20 protein-coding genes are annotated in these 19,687 nt (G+C 57.9%); 19 read left to right on the top strand and 1 reads right to left on the bottom strand.

What is annotated here, in order from left to right; genetic code table 11:
• Positions 1-54: 54 nt before the first annotated feature.
• The 14 genes from frr (at position 55) to GS611_RS04345 (ending at position 12,456) form a co-directional block, all read left to right on the top strand.
• Positions 55-618, top strand: coding sequence for a ribosome recycling factor (gene frr, locus GS611_RS04405; RefSeq protein WP_171632603.1), 564 nt, complete (start codon positions 55-57; stop codon positions 616-618).
• 9 nt (positions 619-627) lie between these two features.
• Complete coding sequence (locus GS611_RS04400) at positions 628-1,359, top strand: isoprenyl transferase (protein ID WP_171116012.1); 732 nt, start codon at positions 628-630, stop codon at positions 1,357-1,359.
• Positions 1,356-2,138, top strand: coding sequence for a phosphatidate cytidylyltransferase (locus GS611_RS04395; protein WP_171632601.1), 783 nt, complete (start codon positions 1,356-1,358; stop codon positions 2,136-2,138). The genes GS611_RS04400 and GS611_RS04395 overlap by 4 nt, the downstream gene beginning before the upstream one ends.
• Complete coding sequence (gene dxr / locus GS611_RS04390) at positions 2,138-3,310, top strand: 1-deoxy-D-xylulose-5-phosphate reductoisomerase (protein WP_171632598.1); 1,173 nt, start codon at positions 2,138-2,140, stop codon at positions 3,308-3,310. Before GS611_RS04395 ends, dxr begins: the two co-directional genes overlap by 1 nt.
• A 4-nt stretch (positions 3,311-3,314) precedes the next feature.
• Complete coding sequence (gene rseP / locus GS611_RS04385; RefSeq protein ID WP_171632595.1) at positions 3,315-4,667, top strand: RIP metalloprotease RseP; 1,353 nt, start codon at positions 3,315-3,317, stop codon at positions 4,665-4,667.
• Between the two features lie 78 nt (positions 4,668-4,745).
• Positions 4,746-4,874 (top strand): hypothetical protein, encoded by a 129-nt coding sequence (locus tag GS611_RS21250; protein WP_256367495.1) that lies wholly within the window; start codon positions 4,746-4,748, stop codon positions 4,872-4,874.
• Between the two features lie 236 nt (positions 4,875-5,110).
• The gene (gene bamA / locus GS611_RS04380; RefSeq protein ID WP_371732220.1) at positions 5,111-7,363 is read left to right on the top strand and encodes an outer membrane protein assembly factor BamA; all 2,253 of its coding nucleotides are present in this window, start codon (positions 5,111-5,113) and stop codon (positions 7,361-7,363) included.
• A gap of 63 nt (positions 7,364-7,426) precedes the next feature.
• Positions 7,427-7,948 (top strand): OmpH family outer membrane protein, encoded by a 522-nt coding sequence (locus GS611_RS04375; RefSeq protein ID WP_171632589.1) that lies wholly within the window; start codon positions 7,427-7,429, stop codon positions 7,946-7,948.
• A 73-nt stretch (positions 7,949-8,021) separates the two neighbouring features.
• The gene (gene fabZ, locus GS611_RS04370) at positions 8,022-8,495 is read left to right on the top strand and encodes a 3-hydroxyacyl-ACP dehydratase FabZ (protein WP_152457928.1); all 474 of its coding nucleotides are present in this window, start codon (positions 8,022-8,024) and stop codon (positions 8,493-8,495) included.
• Complete coding sequence (gene lpxA, locus GS611_RS04365) at positions 8,492-9,277, top strand: acyl-ACP--UDP-N-acetylglucosamine O-acyltransferase (protein ID WP_171168239.1); 786 nt, start codon at positions 8,492-8,494, stop codon at positions 9,275-9,277. Before fabZ ends, lpxA begins: the two co-directional genes overlap by 4 nt.
• A gap of 4 nt (positions 9,278-9,281) precedes the next feature.
• The gene (locus GS611_RS04360) at positions 9,282-10,076 is read left to right on the top strand and encodes an LpxI family protein (RefSeq protein ID WP_171632585.1); all 795 of its coding nucleotides are present in this window, start codon (positions 9,282-9,284) and stop codon (positions 10,074-10,076) included.
• Positions 10,076-11,242 carry a lipid-A-disaccharide synthase gene (lpxB, locus tag GS611_RS04355; protein ID WP_171632583.1) on the top strand — a complete coding sequence of 389 codons (1,167 nt, stop codon included), beginning with the start codon at positions 10,076-10,078 and terminating at the stop codon, positions 11,240-11,242. Before GS611_RS04360 ends, lpxB begins: the two co-directional genes overlap by 1 nt.
• Positions 11,235-11,810 (top strand): cadmium resistance transporter, encoded by a 576-nt coding sequence (locus GS611_RS04350; protein WP_171632580.1) that lies wholly within the window; start codon positions 11,235-11,237, stop codon positions 11,808-11,810. Before lpxB ends, GS611_RS04350 begins: the two co-directional genes overlap by 8 nt.
• Positions 11,811-11,910: 100 nt before the next feature.
• Positions 11,911-12,456, top strand: a complete 546-nt coding sequence (locus GS611_RS04345) for a carboxymuconolactone decarboxylase family protein (protein WP_152457933.1) — start codon at positions 11,911-11,913, stop codon at positions 12,454-12,456.
• Here GS611_RS04345 and mnmA read toward each other — a convergent pair.
• The gene (mnmA, locus tag GS611_RS04340; protein ID WP_171632577.1) at positions 12,453-13,598 is read right to left on the bottom strand and encodes a tRNA 2-thiouridine(34) synthase MnmA; all 1,146 of its coding nucleotides are present in this window, start codon (positions 13,596-13,598) and stop codon (positions 12,453-12,455) included. The genes GS611_RS04345 and mnmA overlap by 4 nt on opposite strands.
• 128 nt (positions 13,599-13,726) lie before the next feature.
• On the opposite strand from mnmA, the gene GS611_RS04335 reads away from it, so the two are divergent.
• From GS611_RS04335 to GS611_RS21245, 5 genes are all read left to right on the top strand, one after another.
• The gene (locus tag GS611_RS04335) at positions 13,727-14,020 is read left to right on the top strand and encodes a DUF1153 domain-containing protein (protein WP_171632574.1); all 294 of its coding nucleotides are present in this window, start codon (positions 13,727-13,729) and stop codon (positions 14,018-14,020) included.
• 86 nt (positions 14,021-14,106) lie between these two features.
• Positions 14,107-14,823, top strand: a complete 717-nt coding sequence (gene ctrA, locus GS611_RS04330) for a response regulator transcription factor CtrA (protein ID WP_152457936.1) — start codon at positions 14,107-14,109, stop codon at positions 14,821-14,823.
• A 123-nt stretch (positions 14,824-14,946) separates the two neighbouring features.
• Positions 14,947-17,199: an NAD-dependent DNA ligase LigA gene (gene ligA / locus GS611_RS04325; protein ID WP_171632570.1), complete on the top strand. Its 2,253-nt coding sequence runs from the start codon at positions 14,947-14,949 to the stop codon at positions 17,197-17,199.
• Complete coding sequence (gene recG / locus GS611_RS04320; RefSeq protein ID WP_171632568.1) at positions 17,196-19,286, top strand: ATP-dependent DNA helicase RecG; 2,091 nt, start codon at positions 17,196-17,198, stop codon at positions 19,284-19,286. The genes ligA and recG overlap by 4 nt, the downstream gene beginning before the upstream one ends.
• Before the next feature lie 112 nt (positions 19,287-19,398).
• Complete coding sequence (locus tag GS611_RS21245; protein WP_256367496.1) at positions 19,399-19,521, top strand: hypothetical protein; 123 nt, start codon at positions 19,399-19,401, stop codon at positions 19,519-19,521.
• Positions 19,522-19,687: the final 166 nt, after the last annotated feature.

The raw sequence follows: 19,687 nt of genomic DNA, 5'->3' as shown, positions 1-19,687 counted from the left end.
TTGCGATGGCGTAAGACCCATCCAAAGAGTACCTGAAGACGGGGAGTGAGCAGAATGTCTGACGACTTCGAACTGGACACCAATGATCTGCAGCGCCGCATGGATGGCGCAATGGCCAATCTGAAAACCGAATTTGCATCATTGCGAACAGGGCGTGCTTCGGCCTCGATGCTGGAACCTGTCATGGTTGACGCTTACGGCTCGATGACACCGATCAACCAGGTGGGCACCGTGAACGTGCCCGAACCGCGTATGGTCACTGTTAACGTCTGGGACAAGTCACTGGTGGGTAAGGTGGAAAAGGCCATCCGCGAAAGCGGCCTTGGTATCAATCCGCAATTGAACGGAACCATCATAATGCTGCCGATTCCCGAGTTGAACGAAGAACGCCGCCGCGAGCTGAGCAAGGTCGCCGGTCAGTACGCGGAAAACGCGCGCATTGCGATCCGCAACGTGCGTCGCGATGGCATGGATCAGATCAAGAAGGCCAAGGCGGACGGCATGTCGGAAGATGACCAGAAGCTTTGGGAAAGCGAAGTTCAGGACATGACGGATGAGATGATCAAGGCCGTGGATGCTGCGCTCGAAACCAAGCAAGCCGAAATCATGCAGGTCTGAGCCGAACTGATGCCAAAAGACCCGCAAACCGAGCTGGAGTCCGGCCCGCGCCATGTGGCCATCATCATGGATGGCAATGGTCGTTGGGCGCAGGCGCGCGGCCGTCCCCGGCTGTTCGGCCACCATGCCGGCGCGCGGCGCGTGCGCGAGGTTGTCGAGGCCTGCCCTGGTTTGGGGATCAAGTACCTGACGGTGTTCGCTTTTTCGACCGAAAACTGGAAGCGGACCCAGGTCGAGGTGGCCGGCCTGATGAACCTGTTTCGCCGCTACATCATCAAGGAAACCCGGACACTTGCGGATAATGGCATCCGCGTTCGGTTCATCGGAGATCGGGTCCGGCTGGATTCCAAATTGATCGAGTTGATGGACTCGCTGGAAGAAGAAACCAAGAACAACGATCTGGTTCATTTGACCGTCGCGCTGAATTACGGTGGTCGCGACGAGGTCGCACGCGCCACCAAGCGTCTGGCACGGGATGTGGCTGAAGGGCGGCTGAAACCCGAAGAGGTGGATGAAGAAACTCTTCCTAAATATCTGGATACGCGTGTTCTTCCTGATCCCGACCTTGTTATCCGAACCAGCGGTGAAGCGCGGATTTCAAATTTTCTTCTTTGGCAATCGGCTTACTCGGAATATGAATTCATCGACACCCTCTGGCCGGACTTCACTGCTGCTGAACTGGCCCGTCTGTGCCAGAATTACGGCACCAGAGATCGGCGGTTCGGAGCGGTTCTGGCATGAGAGACGGCCGATGGTCTGACCTGACAACACGGGTTCTTTCTGCTGCTGTTCTTGTCGTGATCGGATCAATCGAAGTCTGGCTTGGCGGGTGGTGGTTCGAAACCTTCATCGCCGCAGCCTGTGGTCTGATGACGTGGGAATTGGTTCGGATGATCGACCCGCAAGCCCGCGGCGTGGCTGTTCAATTGGGGATTCTGACAAGCATCACCGTGGTTCTCAGCTATCATCTGCCGACGATTTACACTTTGCCGGTCGTGCTTGCGCCTGCGCTTGTGGGAGTGGGGCAGATCAGTCGTTCGAAGGTTCTGTTCGGGTTGTTCGTGGTCTGGATCGTCGGGGCCGGGCTGGGTTTCATTTCGATCCGCGAAAATTCCGGTTTTGGCTGGATGGTTTGGCTGATTGCTGTCGTGGTCGCCACGGACGTCGCGGGCTATTTCGTGGGCAAGGCGGTTGGTGGCCCGAAATTCTGGCCCAAGGTCAGCCCGAAGAAGACGTGGTCGGGAACCGCCGGAGGGTGGGCCGCCGCGGCATGTGTCGGCGCGGTTTTTGCAAGCCTGGCCGGCTTTGGATTCGCTTTTGTCCTTGTTTCCGTTTTGGCTTCAATGGCAAGCCAAGCCGGTGATATTGCTGAAAGTGCGGTCAAACGCAAGTTCGGTGTCAAAGACAGTTCGAACCTGATACCGGGCCATGGCGGCTTTCTGGATCGGTTCGATGGCATGATGGGGGCCGCGCTGTTCGTTCTGATCGCGGGGCTGATCTATTCGCCGGGTGAAATGTAATGCGAAAGGTATCTGTTTTTGGAGCCACCGGGTCGATCGGGCAGAATACGATTGATCTGATTTCGCGTGCACCGTCCGAGTATGACGTCGTGGCCTTGACCGGTGGCGCCAATATTCAAAGACTTGCGGATGACGCGCGTCGGCTCGGTGCCGATATTGCCGTCACTGCTCATGAAGACCGGCTTGATGACCTGCGTTCCGCTTTGGCCGGCAGTGGCGTCGAGGCGGCTGCGGGCCCGCGTGCCATCGTCGAGGCTGCGGCACGTCCGGCGGATTGGATCATGTCGGCCATTGTCGGCTCGGCCGGGTTGGCGCCGGGCATCGAGGCGTTGAAACAGGGGGCGACCCTGGCACTGGCCAACAAAGAGACATTGGTCTGCGCAGGATCGTTGGTTCTGGAAACGGCCAAACGGCATGGTGCGCGATTGCTGCCGGTCGACAGCGAACATTCGGCGGTGTTTCAGGCTTTGGTCGGTGAAGACATCGAAACAGTCGAGCGTGTGATCATCACCGCCAGCGGCGGGGCGTTTCGTGATTGGCCCCTGAGTGAACTGGTGAACGCGACGGTGGAACAAGCCTCGAGCCATCCGAATTGGGATATGGGGCAGCGTATCACCATCGACAGCGCATCCATGTTCAACAAGGCGCTGGAAGTTATAGAAACAAAAGAATATTTCGGTGTCAATCCGGATCAGATCGAAGTGCTGGTGCATCCGGAATCCATAGTACACGCCCTGGTCGGGTATCGTGATGGTGCGGTGATGGCCCATATGGGGGCACCCGATATGCGCCACGCCATCGGTTACGCACTGCATTGGCCCGAAAGACGGGAATTGCCGATACAGCGCCTTGATTTGGCCAAGCTGGGGCAGTTGCGTTTCAACGCTCCGGATCTGGCACGTTATCCCGCATTGAAACTGGCCCGGGATGTGATGGCGCGTGGCGGCCTGGCGGGTGCTGTTTTCAACGCCGCGAAGGAACGTGCGCTGGATCATTTCATCGCGCGCCGGACCGGATTTCTGGATATGGCTGATGCCGTCGCGGCGGTTCTCGACAGGTTCGACGCGTCAGACAGCCTTATTGATGCCCCGATGACCCTTGATAACGTACAGCAAACAGACCATCTGGCACGTCAGTGGGTCGATGACGCTGTGGTGGAACGAGCAGGATAGAATTTTGGACGTACTTTCCCTAATCCCGCAATTTGGGAATCTTCTCTGGACGATTGTCGCGTTTGTCATCGCATTGTCGGTCATCGTCGCGGTGCACGAATACGGCCACTACATTGTGGGGCGTTGGTCCGGTATCCATGCCGAAGTGTTCTCGATCGGGTTTGGCCCGGTTCTCTGGAGCCGTGTCGACAAACGGGGGACAAGATGGCAGATCGCGTTGCTGCCGTTTGGGGGGTACGTAAAGTTCCTGGGCGATGCCAATGCAGCATCGGGCAAGGATGAAAAGGCGATGGAAGGCATAGCTACCCAAAGCCCGGAAGAGCTGCGCCGCACCATGCATGGTGCCCCTTTGTGGGCACGGGCCGCAACGGTCGCGGCCGGACCTGTCTTCAACTTCGTCATGTCCATTCTGGTGTTTGGCCTGATTTTCTGGTCACAGGGCGTATCGAAGGAGCCGCTGACGGTCGGAACGTTGCAACCCTTGCCAGGCACTGTGCAGGAACTGAGAGAAGGTGATGTGATCACCGCAATCGCCGGCACACCGACACCTGACTATGATGAAGAGGGGGCCTGGCAGGACTTTATCGATGCGCTGCCTGTGGAACCGGTTCTGGATTACACGGTGATCCGGGACGGTGAGACGCTGGATGTACAAGCACCATGGATGTTTCCACCCCTGATCCGCCAAGTGGCCCCACGCAGCGCGGCGATGGATATTCAACTGAAACAAGGCGATGTCATCACGGCGGTGAACGGAGAGCCGATCTTTGCCTTCGAGCAGCTGAAGGATTTTGTCGAAGGGTCCGACGGCCGGGTTCTGCTGTTGGACGTCTGGCGGGATGGGTCCGAGCTGGAATTCGCATTGGCCCCCCGACGCACGGATGAACCTCAGCCGGATGGCGGTTTCGTCACCCATTGGCGGATTGGGATCATCGGGGGCATGATGCTGGAGCCAGCAACTGAACCGGCCGGTATTCTGGATTCACTGACCGGCGGTGTCAGACAGACGGGCCGCATTATCGAAGGGTCGCTGTCTGGTATGTGGCACATGGTGACGGGGGCAATCAGCACCTGTAACATCTCGGGGCCGATCGGGATTGCCGAAACCTCGGGGGCAATGGCCAGCCAGGGGGCGCAGAACTTCATTTTCTTCATCGCGGTTCTGTCGACGGCGGTCGGATTGCTGAACCTGTTTCCGATCCCGGCATTGGATGGCGGGCACCTTGTGTTCTACGCCTATGAAGCCATTGCAGGGAAACCACCCAGTGATGGGGCCTTGCGGGTGCTCATGGGTGTAGGGATCACCTTAATTCTCACCCTCATGCTGTTTTCAGTGAGCAACGATTTGTTCTGCTAATTGTGGCGCGTGGCGCAAGATTGGGCCGCAAAATTGCCTCATTCTGACGTTATGATTTTTGCGTCTGAGGGAAAAACCATGACCAAAACGCTGAAAAAATCGTATCAGAGCTTTAGCTTCCTGTTCGTGCTGAATTGGGATGTTCTGCTGAGCTTTGCAGTTACGGCGTTGGCTATGGCAGGTGCCGCCTATCTGGCGGCCATGTGATTCTTACTGAAATTAACGTCGTCAATTTGAATGGCAGTCTTCGCGGCTGCTTCTATTTCGCCTTTTGACAAGCTCATTCAATCCCGTTACTCAGCATTAAAGTCTTAAAATTCTGGGTAGAGCATAAAATGACTGACAGGCGAGGGGCGGGCACATCCTGCGGGCAGCAAATGCCAACAAACAATATTTTGTGGCAGGCGCTAGCGGTTCTTTTCCTTTTTGTTGCTGCAAGCTTAATGACTTTTCCGCATGCAGCACTGGCGCAAAATTTCACGATCAATTCGTTTGACGTTGAGGGCAATCGCCGGATCGAAACCGGTACGATCATCGCCCGAACGGGAATCGAACCTGGCCAAACCGTAACTGCCGGCCAGCTCAATGATGCCTATCAGCGATTGCTTGACAGTGGTGTATTTGAAACAGTCGAACTGACGCCGCGCGGCTCGACGCTGGTCATTAAGGTGCAGGAATATCCGACGATCAACCAGATCAGCATCGAAGGTAACGCCCGCGTCAAGGACGACGTGTTGCTGGACGTCATCGAATCGCAGCCGCGCCGCGTCTTTACCCCGCAGGTGGCCGAGTCTGACGCTGATATGATTGCCGAAGTGTATTCAGCCCAAGGCCGTGTTGCCGCGACCGTGATCCCTCGGATTATCCGCCGCAGCGACAACCGGGTTGATCTGGTTTTCGAAGTGGCCGAAGGCACGACCATCGAAGTGGAACGTGTCAGCTTTGTCGGCAACCGTGCCTTTTCGGACCGACGCTTGCGCCGCGTTCTGGAAACCAAGCAGGCAACTTTCCTGCGGACGTTCTTCAGGAACGACACCTTCATCGGCGATCGTATCGAGTTCGACAAGCAGGTCATCCGGGATTTCTACCTGTCACGAGGCTATGTCGACTTCCGCGTGAACAGCGCCAATGTCGAGTTTACCAGCGAACGGGATGCGTTTTTCCTGGTGATGAATGTAACCGAGGGCCAGAAATTCTCATTTGGTAAGATCACGACCGTCAGTGAGATTCCGGGCGTGGATCCGGCCCCTTATCAGGACGCGCTGAAGATCAAGCCCGGCGTGACATATACGCCGACGCTGGTTGAAAATTCGATTACGCGACAGGAACGGCTGGGCCTGAAGCAAGGTGTGGATTTCCTTCGCGTGGAACCACGTGTTACACGCAATGACCGCGATCTGACTTTGGATATCGAATTTGTTCTGACAAAAGGTCCTCGGATCTTTGTCGAGCGGATTGATATTGAAGGTAACACAACCACCTTGGACCGGGTGATCCGCCGTCAGTTCGATACCGTCGAAGGTGACCCGTTCAATCCCCGCGAAATCCGTCAGGCCGCCGAGCGCATCAATGCCCTGGGCTTTTTCGCCGTCGCGGAAGTCGAGCCGCGCGAGGGATCGTCGCCCAGCCAGGTCATTCTGGATGTAGACGTTGAAGAACAACCTACCGGCTCGCTGAGCCTCGGAGGCAGCTACTCGGTTACGGACGGCTTCGGGATTGCCGTTGCCCTGAACGAATCCAACTTCCTGGGTCGTGGCCAGAACCTTGGTGTGTCGATCTCGACCGCGCAGGACTCGGAACAATATACGCTCAGCTTCACAGAGCCTTACCTTCTGGGTCGCAAGCTGCGCTTTGACCTTGGTCTGGGGCTGTCTGCCACCAATTCCGGGTTTGCAAGTTACGACACAAGCAGTCTTTTCTTTGCACCGCAGCTGACCTATGCGATCGGTGAATTGTCGGCTCTGCGGCTCCGCTATGGCTGGGACCGCAGCGAGATGACGCAGCAGGACAACGAAGTTAACGGCGCGGTGATTGCTTCTGAAATTGCGCAGGGCAAACGGACGTCCAGTTCTTTGGGACTGTCCTACATTTATGACAGCCGTATCGGCGGTCTGGACCCCAATACCGGCGTTCTGTTCGAGGTTGGCGTTGATGCCGCTGGACTTGGCGGGGACAACAAGTACTTCAAGACCACGGCGCGTGGTATCGCGCAAACCCGGGTATGGAACGAAGAAGTGGTGCTTCGGGCCACGATGGAGCTGGGCGCGCTGCACTGGCGCGGAAACGATTTCAGCCGTACTGTTGACCGCTTTGTGCTGGGCCCCAATACCTTCCGGGGTTTTGAACCTGCGGGTATCGGACCGCGTGACCTGTCCAACGGTCAGGATGATGCGATCGGCGGCAACTACTACTGGGTTGCCCGTTTCGAAACCGACTTCCCACTGGGTCTGCCCGAGGAGCTGGGTCTGCGTGGCGGCCTGTTCTATGATGTCGGCAACCTCTACAACATCGACAACGTCAATACGGCAGGTGCAACCATTGTCGGTGCAAACGGATCGATCCGGCACGTGATCGGTATTTCGGTGCTCTGGGAAACTCCGTTCGGGCCGTTGCAGTTCAACTTTTCGCAGCCTCTCAAGAAAGAATCTTTCGACAAGGAGCAGAACTTTGACTTTACGATCCAGGCCCGGTTCTGATCCGCGATGCTGAACAGATTGCTTGGCAGAACACGGGGCCCGCTTTGGGCCCTGTGTGCATTTATGGCGATGGTCCTGGCGTCTTTGGCAAATGCTCAGCAGCTTGGTGTGCCTCAAGCCAGTGTGGTCACCCTGTCCAGTGAAGAGCTGTTTGCCAAGTCCGCTTTCGGACAGCGCGTTTTGCGTGAAATTGAAAAGGAAAGCGCCTTACTGTCCGAAGAAAACCAACGGATTGTCGCGGAACTGAGCCGCGAAGAAAAGGAACTTACCGAGCAGCGCGCCACCATGTCGGCCGACGAGTTCCGCCCCTTGGCCGAGGCGTTTGATCTCAAGGTTCAGTCCCATCGCGAGGGGCAAAGGGCAAAGCTGGACGTACTGGCCCGTCGCAGCGAAGAAGCCCAGCAGACCTTTTCCGAGATTGTGCGCCCGGTGCTTGTCGATCTGTTGCGCGAAATTGGGGCCAGCGTGATGATCGAGCGATCTAATGTTGTCGTCAGCACATCTGACATCACCGAAGCCGCAATCATCCGAATAAACGCCGCGATTGGTGATGGAAGCGATTTGCAACAGGGTCAGGGCGAATAGGTTCGCTTGCCCTTGCAGTGCTGTATTGCTAACCACGCAAAAAAAGAAACATCCAAAACGGGATATCTGCATCATGAGCACAGAAACCAAAAGCGCAGACATTCAGCTGATCCAGAGGATCCTGCCGCACCGCTATCCGTTTTTGCTGGTCGATAAGGTGGTAGATATCTCGGGCTATCAGTCGGCGCGCGGAATCAAGAATGTCACCATGAACGAACCGCATTTTCAGGGGCATTTCCCCGGTACGCCAATCATGCCGGGTGTCACCATTGTCGAGGCAATGGCGCAGACCGCCGGTGTGATGCTGGGTGTGGGAATGGACGTCATCGACACCGAGCTGTTGATTTACTTCATGAGCATCGACAAGTGCAAATTCCGCCGCAAGGTGGTGCCCGGTGATGTGCTGGAAATGCATGTGGAAACAGTGCGTGGGAAAAAAGGCGGAAAGCTGTTCAAATTCAGCGGCCGTGCAACTGTCGAAGGCGAAGTTGCCGCCGAGGCGGAATTCTCGGCTTATGTCGACTGGGATATGGAAAAGACAACATGAACGGAGTCCATCCCAGCGCAATTATTGAAGACGGTGCGCAGATTGGACAGGATTGTATCATCGGTCCCTTCTGCCACGTGGGCCCACAGGTGAAACTGGGCGATCGGGTCGAGTTGAAATCGCATGTGGTCGTGACGGGCGACACCTCGATCGGCGACGATACCGTCGTGTTCAATTTCTCGGTGATTGGTGAAATCCCTCAGGACCTGAAATTCAGCGGCGAAAACACCCGGCTTGAGATTGGCAAACGCAACCGCATTCGCGAGCATGTGACAATCAATACCGGGACCGAAGGTGGCGGAGGGGTCACGCGGATCGGTGACGACTGCCTGTTGATGGCGGGTGTTCACGTGGCCCATGACGTTCAGATCGGCAACCGTGTGATCATGGTGAACCATGCCGGCGCGGCGGGGCATTGCATCGTCGAAGACGACGTGATCGTCGGTGGCATTTCAGGGCTGCATCAATGGGTGCGCGTTGGACGCGGGGCCATTATTGGCGCGCTGACCATGGTGCCGAAAGATGTTATTCCTTACGGCCTGGTACAGGCGTCGCGGGGTGAGCTGGATGGCCTGAACCTCGTCGGTCTCAAGCGCAAGGGTGTATCGCGTGAAGATATCTCGGCGCTGCGCGCGGCATTCAAGGAATTGTCCGACGGCGAAGGCACCTTTATGGATCGCGCCAGCCGGATCGGTGAAGGTAACGAAAGCGACTATGTGCAGCAGATCGTGGATTTCGTCACCGGCCACAGTGACCGATCCTTCCTGACCCCGAGGAAATAGGGTCATGCTTGCGTTGATTGCGGGAACCGGGACGCTGCCGACGGAAGTTGTTGCGCAGTTGCCAGAACGCCCTCTGATCTGCGCAATGGAGGGGTTTCTGCCTGACAGCCTGAGTGCAGATGTCGTGTTTCCTCTGGAACAGCTGGGCAGTTTCATCGCTGACCTGAAGGCGCGGGGCGTGACCGATATCTGTCTGGCCGGCGCTGTTCGACGCCCGCCAATCGACCCATCGCGCATCGACGCCGCGACGCTGCCATTGGTTCCGATCATCCAAAAGGCCATCCTGTCCGGGGATGACGGAGCTTTGCGCGCGGTGATCGGAATTCTTGAAGGGGCCGGCCTCACCCTCAGGGCCGCACATGAGATCGCGCCCGGTTTGTTGCCGCCTGTGGGATGTCTGACCGAGGCCCAGCCCTCGGACGCCGACATGGCCGACGCTGACCGCGCCGCCGGGATTCTTCGCGCAATGGGGGCGGCGGATACCGGGCAGGCTTGTGCCGTGTCCAAAGGGCAGGCGCTGGCCATCGAGGGGGTGTTCGGCACCGCGTGGATGCTGCAATCCCTGACCCAACGCCCCGACGCTGGCGGGGGCATTCTGTTCAAAGGCCCCAAACCCGATCAGGATCGGCGCGCCGATTTGCCCGCCATCGGGCCGGAAACTGTTACCGACACGGTTGCGGCAGGTTTGTCCGGGATCGTTTTGGAAAAAGGCGGTGTGCTCGTTCTGGAAAAGGAACGCGTCATCGCTGAATGCAACCGTCTGGGTCTGTTTCTCTATATCCGCGAGCGGGCAGTCTGATGCGTGTCTTTCTGGTCGCCGGTGAACCTTCGGGCGACCGGTTGGGTGGCGCGCTGATGGAGGGGTTGAAAACCCTGGTGCCCGAGATTGAATTCGACGGTGTGGGAGGCCAGCTGATGCAAGCGCAGGGCCTGCGCAGCCGGTTCCCGATGTCCGAGCTGTCTGTCATGGGGCTTGTCGAAGTGCTGCCGAAGTTTTTTCACCTGAAACGGCGGATATCCGAGACGGCACAGGCGGTGCTGGACACGAAACCGGATGTATTGATCACCATAGACAGCCCGGATTTCAGCTTGCGCGTCGCCAAAATCGTAAAAGCCAACAGCAAAATCCGAACCGTGCATTATGTTGCGCCCAGTGTCTGGGCTTGGCGCCCCGGGCGTGCAGACAAGATGGCAAAGGTCATCGACCATGTGCTGGCTCTTCTTCCTTTTGAACCTCCGTACATGGAGCGGGCAGGGATGGAATGCGACTTTGTCGGCCATCCTGTGGTTGGCGAACCGACTGCCACACCAGATGAGATCGCCGCCTTTCGCCACCGCTTTGATCTGGGTAATGCGCCGATCCTGCTGGCCTTGCCCGGGTCGCGGCGGGGTGAGATTGAACGTCTGGCAGAGTCTTTCGGCGGCGCGTTGGGGTTGTTTTTCGATGACCACCCGAATTACCGCGTGGTGATCCCGACCGTAGGTGCGACAACAGATCTGATAAATGAACTGGTACCAGAATGGCCTGGCGCGCCCGTGGTGCTGGATCCCCGCCGGGTGGGTGCGGAACAAGCCATGGCCGACAAACGAGCGGCCTTTGGCGCCGCAGATCTTGCCCTTGCTGCTTCGGGAACGGTTTCGCTGGAACTTGCAGCGCAGAATACGCCGATGGTCATTGCGTACAAGCTGAACTGGCTGACGCAGAAAATGGCGGAACGGATGGTCAAGCTGGACACCGTTACACTGGTCAATCTGGTTTCGGAAACACGCGCCGTGCCGGAATGCCTGCTGGATGATTGTCAGCCTCAGAAAATCGCCGAAGCCTTGCGAAAGGTCGCCGACGCACCCGATGCGCAACAGCATGCCATGAACCTGACCATGGACAGGTTGGGGCGTGGGGGCGAAGCACCCGGCTTGCGCGCAGCGCGGGCGGTTTTGAACAGAATGCAGCCACGCAATGCTTGATCACGCGCTGTTTGCAGTCTCTGCGGGGATCGCGATGATCTCTACCAATCTGGACAATCTGGCTGTCTTGTTGGGCTTGATCCTGGTGATGGAACAGCGCCGCGCGATCGTGGGTTTTGCCGTCGCTCAGACGATCGTACTTTCCCTGGCCATGACCGTGGCCGTGGGCCTGAACCAGAGTGGCCTTCCGTTTTGGATCGGCTATCTCGGCCTTGTCCCGCTGGTGTTTGGCTTGCGCGGAATCTGGCATCAGTTTCGCGACGCGGACACCGAAGGTGCGGAGTCAAAAGGGGCGGTGACTTCGGTGGTGACGCTTTTCCTGAGCCTCTCGATAGACAGTTTTGCGGTAATGACCCCTCTGCTTGCGGACTCTGCGCCGTCCTATCGGATTGTTGCGTTGATCGGTGCCGCCAGCGCGGCCGTCTTGCTGGTTGTTGTTGCGGCATGGGGGGCGCCCCACGCCAAAAGCCTTGGTCCGCGCGTTGCCCGGCTGGATCGGATTGCGCCCTATATCATGGTCTGCGTCGGGCTCTATATTCTCTTCAACTCTCCCACCGATATGGTGTGACCCGGCAAAGAGAGCGCGTTGTCTCGCATATGTGACCTGCAAAGGTCTGTTGCTGGGGCGCAGGTCCAAGGTATCGTGACCCAGAAAAGGAGTTTTCAACATGACCCGCATCCCCCCTTTGTCGGATCAGGAAATGACCGCCGACGCGCGCGCGTCCCACGCTGCATTGGGCGCCTATGGCCCGTTTGATAACTGGGCCCGCGTCGCAGCGTATTGCCCTCCGGTTCTGAACCATGTCACGGGAATGCTGACAACCCTGCGAGAGCAAGAGAACTTGCCGCGCCGTGCGTTGGAGCTGGCGATGGTGACGGTTTCAAAACTGAATGCCTGCGATTATTGCGTCTCGCATCACACACCGCTGCTGACCGTCGCGGGGCTGAGCCCCGAAGGGGCGGCGCGTCTGCCGGACGTCGAGGATCATCCGGAACTGGATGCCTGTGACAAGGCGGTCGTGCGCTATGCCGAAGCCGTGACGATCCGGTCGGGCCGTATGAAGGATGCCGAAGTGGCGGATCTGAGGGAATGGTTCACCGATGCTCAGATCGTCGAGCTGACCTGGCGCATCGCCTTGTGCGGTGCGTTCAATCGGTTCAACGATGCATTGCAGATTCAGATTGAACCCGAGGTCGAGCCGGTTTCAGCCTAATACCCACGCCAGATCCAGCCACCGCCGAACACGCGGCTGCCTTCGTTTGCGTAAAACACGCAGGCCTGCCCCGGCGAGATGCCTTCCTCGGGGGTCAGCAGTTCGACCTCGGCCGTAGTGTCCGACAGCGGCCGAATGATTGCCTCGCGCGGCGGGCGGGTCGAGCGGACTTTGACGGAAAGATGCCATTCATCGCGTGACGAGAAGGGGTCATCGCCCAGCCAATTGATCTCGCGCACCGGAACGACTCGCGTTGCCAGCATCTCTTTCGGGCCGACAACGACCTGCTTTTTGTCGACGTCCAGTTTGACGACATAAAGCGGCTCGCTGAGGCCGCCGATGCCAAGACCGCGACGTTGGCCGATCGTATAGTGAATCACACCGTTGTGTTGCGCCAGTACGCGGCCGTCGGCGTGAACGATCTCGCCGGGTTCCGCGGCTCCGGGGCGCAGTTTTTCGATGACGCTGGCATAATTGCCGTCGGGCACGAAGCAGATATCCTGGCTGTCGGGCTTGTCCGCCACCGACAGCCCATACTGCGCCGCCATCTCACGGGTTGCGTCTTTTGACGGCAGGTGGCCCAGCGGGAAGCGCAGAAAATTAAGTTGCTCTGGCGTGGTCGAGAACAGGAAATAGGACTGATCGCGATTGGCGTCTTCGGCGCTGTGCAGTTCCGGTCCGTTGGCGCCCATCTTGCGCTGAATGTAATGGCCGGTGGCCATGCAGTCTGCCTCGAGATCCTTGGCGGTTTCCAGAAGGTCCTTGAATTTCACCCGCTCGTTGCAGCGGATGCAGGGAACCGGCGTCGCGCCTGCCAGATAGCTGTCGGCAAACTCGTCGATCACGGCATCCTTGAAGATGTTCTCGTAATCCAGAACGTAATGCGGAAATCCCCGTTCTTCCGCCACGCGTCGCGCATCATGAATATCGATTCCAGCGCAACAGGCACCTTTCTTGGCCAATGCCGCGCCGTGGTCATATAGCTGCAAAGTCACACCGACCACATCATAGCCCTGATCGGCCAGATAGGCCGCGACAACGGAACTGTCGACGCCCCCCGACATCGCCACAACGACCCGCGTTTCCGAGGGTGGTTTGGCAAAGCCAAGCGAGTTCAGCGGGGTCTCGGTGTCGAGGGCCATTGCAGATTCCAGTCCGGGTTAAGAAAGACCGGCAGAATATAGGAAAATTCTACACACTCTCAAGGGGCGGTTTCACGCGACTTTAAGTAGGCTGAGGGCAGCTTTGGTGCAGCAAGAAGGGTAAAGCGATGTATTTGCACAAAGTTGAAGGGCCAAGGTCTGTTGCTCTGCCGGATGGATCCATTTTGACGCATGCGGATTTGCCGCCCGCGAACACAAGGCGATGGGTGGCGTCACGCAAGATTCTTGTCGTGCGTGGCGTGCTTTACGGGTTGATCAGCCTGTCTGACGCAAAAAAGAAATACGGCCTGAGCGACGAAGAATTCAACGGTTGGGTTTCTTTGATCGCGGAACACGGCGTCGAGGCGTTGAAGGCGACGGCGCTAAAAAAGTATCGACAACCTAAAGGAGAGCGTGAATAAATGATTCAACGGTAACGTCAGATTAACCATTCTTGGTCAGGTTTAATTTTAATTGGAACTATTGACCCGAATTGGAGCAGTGAAAAATGCGCATACTTCTTGTCGAGGATGATCCGACCACGTCCAAAAGCATCGAACTGATGCTGACGCATGCGAACCTGAACGTCTATGCGACGGATCTTGGCGAAGAAGGAATCGATCTGGCAAAACTCTATGATTACGACCTGATCTTGCTGGATTTGAACCTGCCGGACATGAACGGGCATGAGGTTCTGCGCCAGTTGCGGATCGCCAGGGTGGAAACACCGATTCTGATTTTGTCCGGTGCCGATGATACCGAAAGCAAGATCAAGGGATTCGGCTTTGGCGCCGATGATTATCTGACCAAGCCTTTCCATCGCGAAGAACTGGTGGCACGCATACATGCCATCATCCGCCGTTCCAAAGGGCATTCGCAATCGATCATTCATACAGGGCGAATTGCGGTGAACCTTGATGCAAAAACCGTGGAAGTGGATGGCAAGACGGTTCATTTGACCGGCAAGGAATACCAGATGCTCGAGTTGCTCAGCCTGCGCAAGGGGACGACTCTGACCAAGGAAATGTTTCTGAACCACCTGTATGGCGGCATGGATGAACCTGAGCTGAAAATTATCGATGTGTTCATCTGCAAACTGCGCAAAAAGCTCAGCAATGCGACCGGTGGAGAGAACTATATCGAAACCGTCTGGGGCCGTGGCTATGTGCTGCGAGACCCGCAAAGCAACACGCTGGACGAAACACGGATGGCAGTCGGACTTTGAATTGAACCACCAGTGCCGCCGGTGGTCCAGGGTGGCACTTTGCACTCACGGCTCAGCACGTCTGGACCTGGCCATGGCCTCGCCCTATCACTGAGGTCCAAGTACGCGTGACAGGGCGAGGCCATGAGCAACTTAATTTCCATATCCGAGCTGACGGAAGATGAGGCGCGTGCCGAGCTTGCACGTCTGGCCGAACTATTGTCGAAGGCAAACACGCTGTATCACACGGCTGATGCGCCTGACATGTCGGATGCCGACTATGACGCTCTCAAACGGCGCAATGCCGAGATAGAAGCGCGTTTCCCTCATCTCAAGCGTACCGACAGCCCGACGGATCAAGTGGGTGCAAAGCCTGCCGATGGTTTTTCGAAAGTCACGCACGCCGTGCGCATGATGTCGCTGGGCAACGCTTTCGATGATGACGACGTGGCCGATTTCGACAGGTCGATCCGGAAATACCTGGGCCTTGGGGCTGGTGAAAGTCTGGCCTACACCGCCGAACCCAAGATAGATGGCCTGTCGCTGTCATTGCGGTATGAAAACGGACAGCTTGTTCAGGCTGCCACGCGCGGAGATGGCGAAATCGGTGAAAACGTAACGGCCAATGCCCGCACGGTTTCCGATATCCCGCAGCACCTGAAAAACGCGCCAGAGGTTCTGGAAGTCAGGGGTGAGGTTTACATGTCTCACGCGGATTTCGAGGCGTTGAACGCGCGGCAGGCAGAGCGCGGCGGCAAACCCTTTGCCAATCCAAGAAACGCGGCGGCGGGGTCTTTGCGGCAACTGGATCCGGAAATCACGCGCTCGCGCCCGTTGCGTTTCTTTGCTTACGCCTGGGGAGAGGTTTCAGAGCCATTGTCCGACTCGCAGATAGGGGCGGTCGAGCGGTTGAAATCACTTGGATTTTCGACGAACCCCCTGACCCGCCTGTGCAAAACGACGCAAGAGATGCTGGAGCATTACCAGGATATCGAGGCGCAACGTTCCACCTTGGCCTATGACATCGACGGGGTTGTCTACAAGGTGAATGATCTGTCGCTTCAGGCGCGTTTGGGGTTCCGCTCAACCACGCCGCGATGGGCGATCGCACACAAGTTCCCGGCCGAACTGGCCTGGACGAGGCTGGAGGCGATCGACATTCAGGTCGGTCGTACAGGCGCGCTTAGCCCGGTTGCACGGTTGCATCCGGTGACGGTGGGCGGTGTTGTTGTGTCCAACGCCACATTGCACAACGAAGACTATATCGCGGGACGCGATGCCAAGGGCGGCACGATCCGCGATGGCAAGGATATTCGTGTCGGTGACTGGGTTCAGGTATACCGCGCCGGGGATGTGATTCCGAAACTGTCAGATGTTGATCTGTCCAAGCGCCCGGCCGGTTCGCAGCCGTTTATCTTTCCGACGCGCTGTCCGGAATGTCAAAGCGAGGCGATCCGTGAAGAAGGTGATGCGGTCCGCCGCTGCACCGGTGGCTTGATTTGCCCCGCGCAGGCCGTTGAAAAACTGAAACATTTCGTCTCACGCAAGGCGTTTGACATAGAAGGCCTTGGTGCAAAACAGATCGAGATGTTCTATGATGATCCGATCCTTCCGATAAAGACTCCGGCGGATATCTTTACACTGGAGCAGCGTGACAGGACCAATCTGGCACGGCTGAAAAACCGGGATGGGTGGGGGGAAACCTCGGCCAGAAATCTGTTTGCCGCGATCGACGAAAAGCGGACCATTCCGTTTGCGCGCCTGTTGTTCGCTTTGGGCATTCGACATGTCGGCGAGGTCGGAGCGCGCGATCTGGCGCTGTTTTACCGCGATTGGGAGACCATGACGCAAGCCCTGGACACGGCCCGCCCTGCGGCTTTGGCGCAGCGGCAAGCAGATGAGGCCGAGGATGCCGAACGGGCGGCCGCGCTGGCAGAAGGTCGTCGGGCACGTGTCAAGGAAGTGCGGGATGCGGCCATAACCGCGGCGCGTGTTCCGCCCGATGCCAATGCCGCCTGGGCTGAATTGATCGGAATAGACGGGATCGGCGCAACGCTGGGTCTGTCCCTGTCCGATGCGTTTTCGAACGTGGAAGAGAGGCGCGCGTTCGATACGTTGCGCAAGGAACTGACAATCGTCGCACCTGATGCGCCTGCCTCAGACAGCCCGGTGGCTGGCAAGACGGTTGTGTTCACCGGTACTCTGGAAAAGATGACTCGAGCCGAGGCAAAGGCACGGGCCGAGGCGTTGGGTGCGAAGGTTTCTGGTTCCGTCAGCAAGAAAACCGACATTCTGGTCGCCGGGCCCGGTGCGGGTTCGAAAGCCAGGAAAGCCGCAGAGCTGGGTATCGAAACTCTGGATGAGGATGGCTGGTTGCAGCTGATCGAAGGCGCATGAGCGGGAGGCCGGAACAGCTGTTCCCGCTGTTTGCGGGGCTTGAAACACTCGATGGCGTCGGCCCCAAGACCGCTCAGGTCCTGCAACAGGCCGGCGTTGAGAGCCCACGCGACGTTCTGTTCGGCCTGCCTTACGCGGTCGTCGACCGACGTCGACGAGAGACGATTCAGGGTGTCGATCTGCCTGCGACGTTGACGGTCGAAGTAACGGTCGGCCCGCACAGGCCGCCTCGAAACAAGGGGGGCGCGTATCGGGTGCATGTCGAAGACAGCCAGGCCGATTTTCAGCTGGTTTTCTTTCACGCGCGCGGGGACTATCTGAAGAAAGTGCTGCCTCAGGGCGCACGCCGCGTGATCTCGGGCAAGCTGGAGCTGTTCGATGGTATGGCTCAGATGGTGCATCCGGATCATATGTTGCCGGTCGAGCAAGCCAGTGAAATTCCGGAATTCGAACCGGTATACCATCTGACACAGGGGCTGACTCAAAAGACGGCTTTCAAGGCTACCCGCAGCGCATTGGCGCGGGCGCCAGAGCTGGCGGAATGGATCGACCCGGCGCAGATGGCACAGCAAAACTGGCCGGATTGGATTTCGGCAATTCGTGCCGGCCACAATCCTCAGGGGGCTGATGATGTCTCACCATTTGCGCCCGCGCGTCAGCGTCTGGCCTATGACGAGCTGTTCGCGCATCAGATGACGCTTGCTCTGGCGCGTCAGCGAGAGCGGAAATCCCGTGGTGTCGTCAGCGTAGGGACAGGCGCGTTGCAATCCAGGGTGTTGGCCAGTCTTCCTTATCGTCCGACCAGCGCACAAAGCCGCGCAATCGAGGAAATCGCGGTCGATATGGCATCTGATTCCCGCATGAACCGATTGTTGCAGGGTGACGTGGGGGCCGGCAAGACATTGGTGGCCTTCATGGCCCTTCTGATTGCAGTCGAGGCCAAAGGGCAGGGCGTGATGATGGCCCCGACCGAGATACTCGCCCGCCAGCACCTGGAAGGGTTGCGCCCGTTGGCGGAAGAGGCCGGAGTGGTGCTGGAGCTGCTCACCGGGCGTGACAAGGGCGCAGAGCGGCGCGCCAAGCTTGAGGCTTTGAAAAATGGCAATATCCAAATTCTGGTCGGCACCCATGCCGTGTTTCAGAGTGATGTGGAATTCAAAGCGCTACGCTTGGCCATAGTTGATGAACAGCACCGGTTTGGCGTGCGCCAGAGGATGGAGTTGTCAGAAAAAGGGCAGGGCTCGGATGTATTGGTGATGACCGCCACCCCGATTCCACGCAGTCTGGCACTGGCGCAATATGGCGATATGGATGTGTCGGTGCTGGACGAAAAACCGCCGGGGCGCAAACCGATCAAGACAGCGATTGTCAGTACGCAGCGCATGGACGAGGTCGTGTCGCATCTGCGTCGGGCGATTGATGAGGGGCGGCAATGTTATTGGGTCTGCCCCTTGGTCGATGAATCCGAGGTTTCAGACCTGACGGCAGCTGAAGAACGGTTCAAACGCTTGCGTGCGATATTGGGCGAAGGTGTGGTCGGGCTGGTTCACGGGCAAATGCCGCCATCGGAAAAAGACGCGGCAATGTCCGCATTCCAGAACGGGGACACCAAGGTTCTTGTGGCCACGACCGTCATTGAAGTGGGGGTCAATGTGCCCAATGCCACGATCATGGTCATCGAACGGGCCGAAATCTTTGGTCTGGCCCAACTGCATCAATTGCGCGGCCGCGTGGGCCGGGGTGATGCGGAATCGACGTGTTTGCTTCTGTATCAGCCGCCGCTCAGCGAAGGGGGGCGCAAAAGGCTGGAGGTTCTGCGTGAAACCGAAGACGGGTTCCGTATCTCGGAAACCGATCTTGAGATGCGCGGTGCCGGGGATCTGATCGGAACTGCGCAGTCCGGTCTGCCAAAGTTCCGCATTGCGGATCTGGAGCGTCAGGCCGGATTGATGGCCGTGGCCCAATCCGATGCCCGGGCATTGCTGAATGCGGATCCCAAGCTGACCTCGGACCGGGGGCGCGCGGCGCGCGTACTTTTGTGGCTGATGAAGCAGGATCAGGCGATCCGTTTGATTTCAGTGGGTTAGGCAAAAAGTTCCAGAAAGTTCACAAATGTTCTCAAAAAGTTCTTTACCGACTCGGGTAAATATGAGAACAAAAGGTCAACAAAGGATTAAAGCTCTGACCGGAGGTGACCCTATGCTGACCCAGATCAAGACCGTATTCAGCCGCTCGCAATCGACGATCCTGCAGGATGCCGTGGGCGTGATGTCTCTGGTCGTGATCCTGATGGTCGCCTTGCACCTGCCGGTTGGCTTCTGAACCTTTCTGCCTGCGATCTCGTGCCGAAAGAACCGCGCTGTCATCCCCATTTCAGTCAAGGGTGACCTGCCTGTCCCAAACCCCTTGAGGGGCCTTGCCTCGGCCCCGTGCGGTAATCCGGACCCCACGCGAGACACGCATTGCCTGCCGCCGCCCTTTCGCCCGG

It is taken from the genome of Ruegeria sp. HKCCD6119 (assembly GCF_013110585.1).
Lineage (GTDB): Bacteria > Pseudomonadota > Alphaproteobacteria > Rhodobacterales > Rhodobacteraceae > Ruegeria.
This window is presented reverse-complemented; position numbering and strand designations above follow the sequence as displayed.

What these genes read in the sequence shown, in the direction of transcription:
- frr (WP_171632603.1), top strand. Translation starts at nt 55, where the DNA reads ATGTCTGACGACTTCGAACTGGACACCAATGATCTGCAGCGCCGCATG.
- GS611_RS04400 (WP_171116012.1), top strand. Translation starts at nt 628, where the DNA reads ATGCCAAAAGACCCGCAAACCGAGCTGGAGTCCGGCCCGCGCCATGTG.
- GS611_RS04395 (WP_171632601.1), top strand. Translation starts at nt 1,356, where the DNA reads ATGAGAGACGGCCGATGGTCTGACCTGACAACACGGGTTCTTTCTGCT.
- dxr (WP_171632598.1), top strand. Translation starts at nt 2,138, where the DNA reads ATGCGAAAGGTATCTGTTTTTGGAGCCACCGGGTCGATCGGGCAGAAT.
- GS611_RS21250 (WP_256367495.1), top strand. Translation starts at nt 4,746, where the DNA reads ATGACCAAAACGCTGAAAAAATCGTATCAGAGCTTTAGCTTCCTGTTC.
- bamA (WP_371732220.1), top strand. Translation starts at nt 5,111, where the DNA reads ATGACTTTTCCGCATGCAGCACTGGCGCAAAATTTCACGATCAATTCG.
- GS611_RS04375 (WP_171632589.1), top strand. Translation starts at nt 7,427, where the DNA reads ATGGCGATGGTCCTGGCGTCTTTGGCAAATGCTCAGCAGCTTGGTGTG.
- fabZ (WP_152457928.1), top strand. Translation starts at nt 8,022, where the DNA reads ATGAGCACAGAAACCAAAAGCGCAGACATTCAGCTGATCCAGAGGATC.
- lpxA (WP_171168239.1), top strand. Translation starts at nt 8,492, where the DNA reads ATGAACGGAGTCCATCCCAGCGCAATTATTGAAGACGGTGCGCAGATT.
- GS611_RS04360 (WP_171632585.1), top strand. Translation starts at nt 9,282, where the DNA reads ATGCTTGCGTTGATTGCGGGAACCGGGACGCTGCCGACGGAAGTTGTT.
- lpxB (WP_171632583.1), top strand. Translation starts at nt 10,076, where the DNA reads ATGCGTGTCTTTCTGGTCGCCGGTGAACCTTCGGGCGACCGGTTGGGT.
- GS611_RS04350 (WP_171632580.1), top strand. Translation starts at nt 11,235, where the DNA reads ATGCTTGATCACGCGCTGTTTGCAGTCTCTGCGGGGATCGCGATGATC.
- GS611_RS04345 (WP_152457933.1), top strand. Translation starts at nt 11,911, where the DNA reads ATGACCCGCATCCCCCCTTTGTCGGATCAGGAAATGACCGCCGACGCG.
- mnmA (WP_171632577.1), bottom strand. Translation starts at nt 13,598, where the DNA reads ATGGCCCTCGACACCGAGACCCCGCTGAACTCGCTTGGCTTTGCCAAA.
- GS611_RS04335 (WP_171632574.1), top strand. Translation starts at nt 13,727, where the DNA reads ATGTATTTGCACAAAGTTGAAGGGCCAAGGTCTGTTGCTCTGCCGGAT.
- ctrA (WP_152457936.1), top strand. Translation starts at nt 14,107, where the DNA reads ATGCGCATACTTCTTGTCGAGGATGATCCGACCACGTCCAAAAGCATC.
- ligA (WP_171632570.1), top strand. Translation starts at nt 14,947, where the DNA reads ATGAGCAACTTAATTTCCATATCCGAGCTGACGGAAGATGAGGCGCGT.
- recG (WP_171632568.1), top strand. Translation starts at nt 17,196, where the DNA reads ATGAGCGGGAGGCCGGAACAGCTGTTCCCGCTGTTTGCGGGGCTTGAA.
- GS611_RS21245 (WP_256367496.1), top strand. Translation starts at nt 19,399, where the DNA reads ATGCTGACCCAGATCAAGACCGTATTCAGCCGCTCGCAATCGACGATC.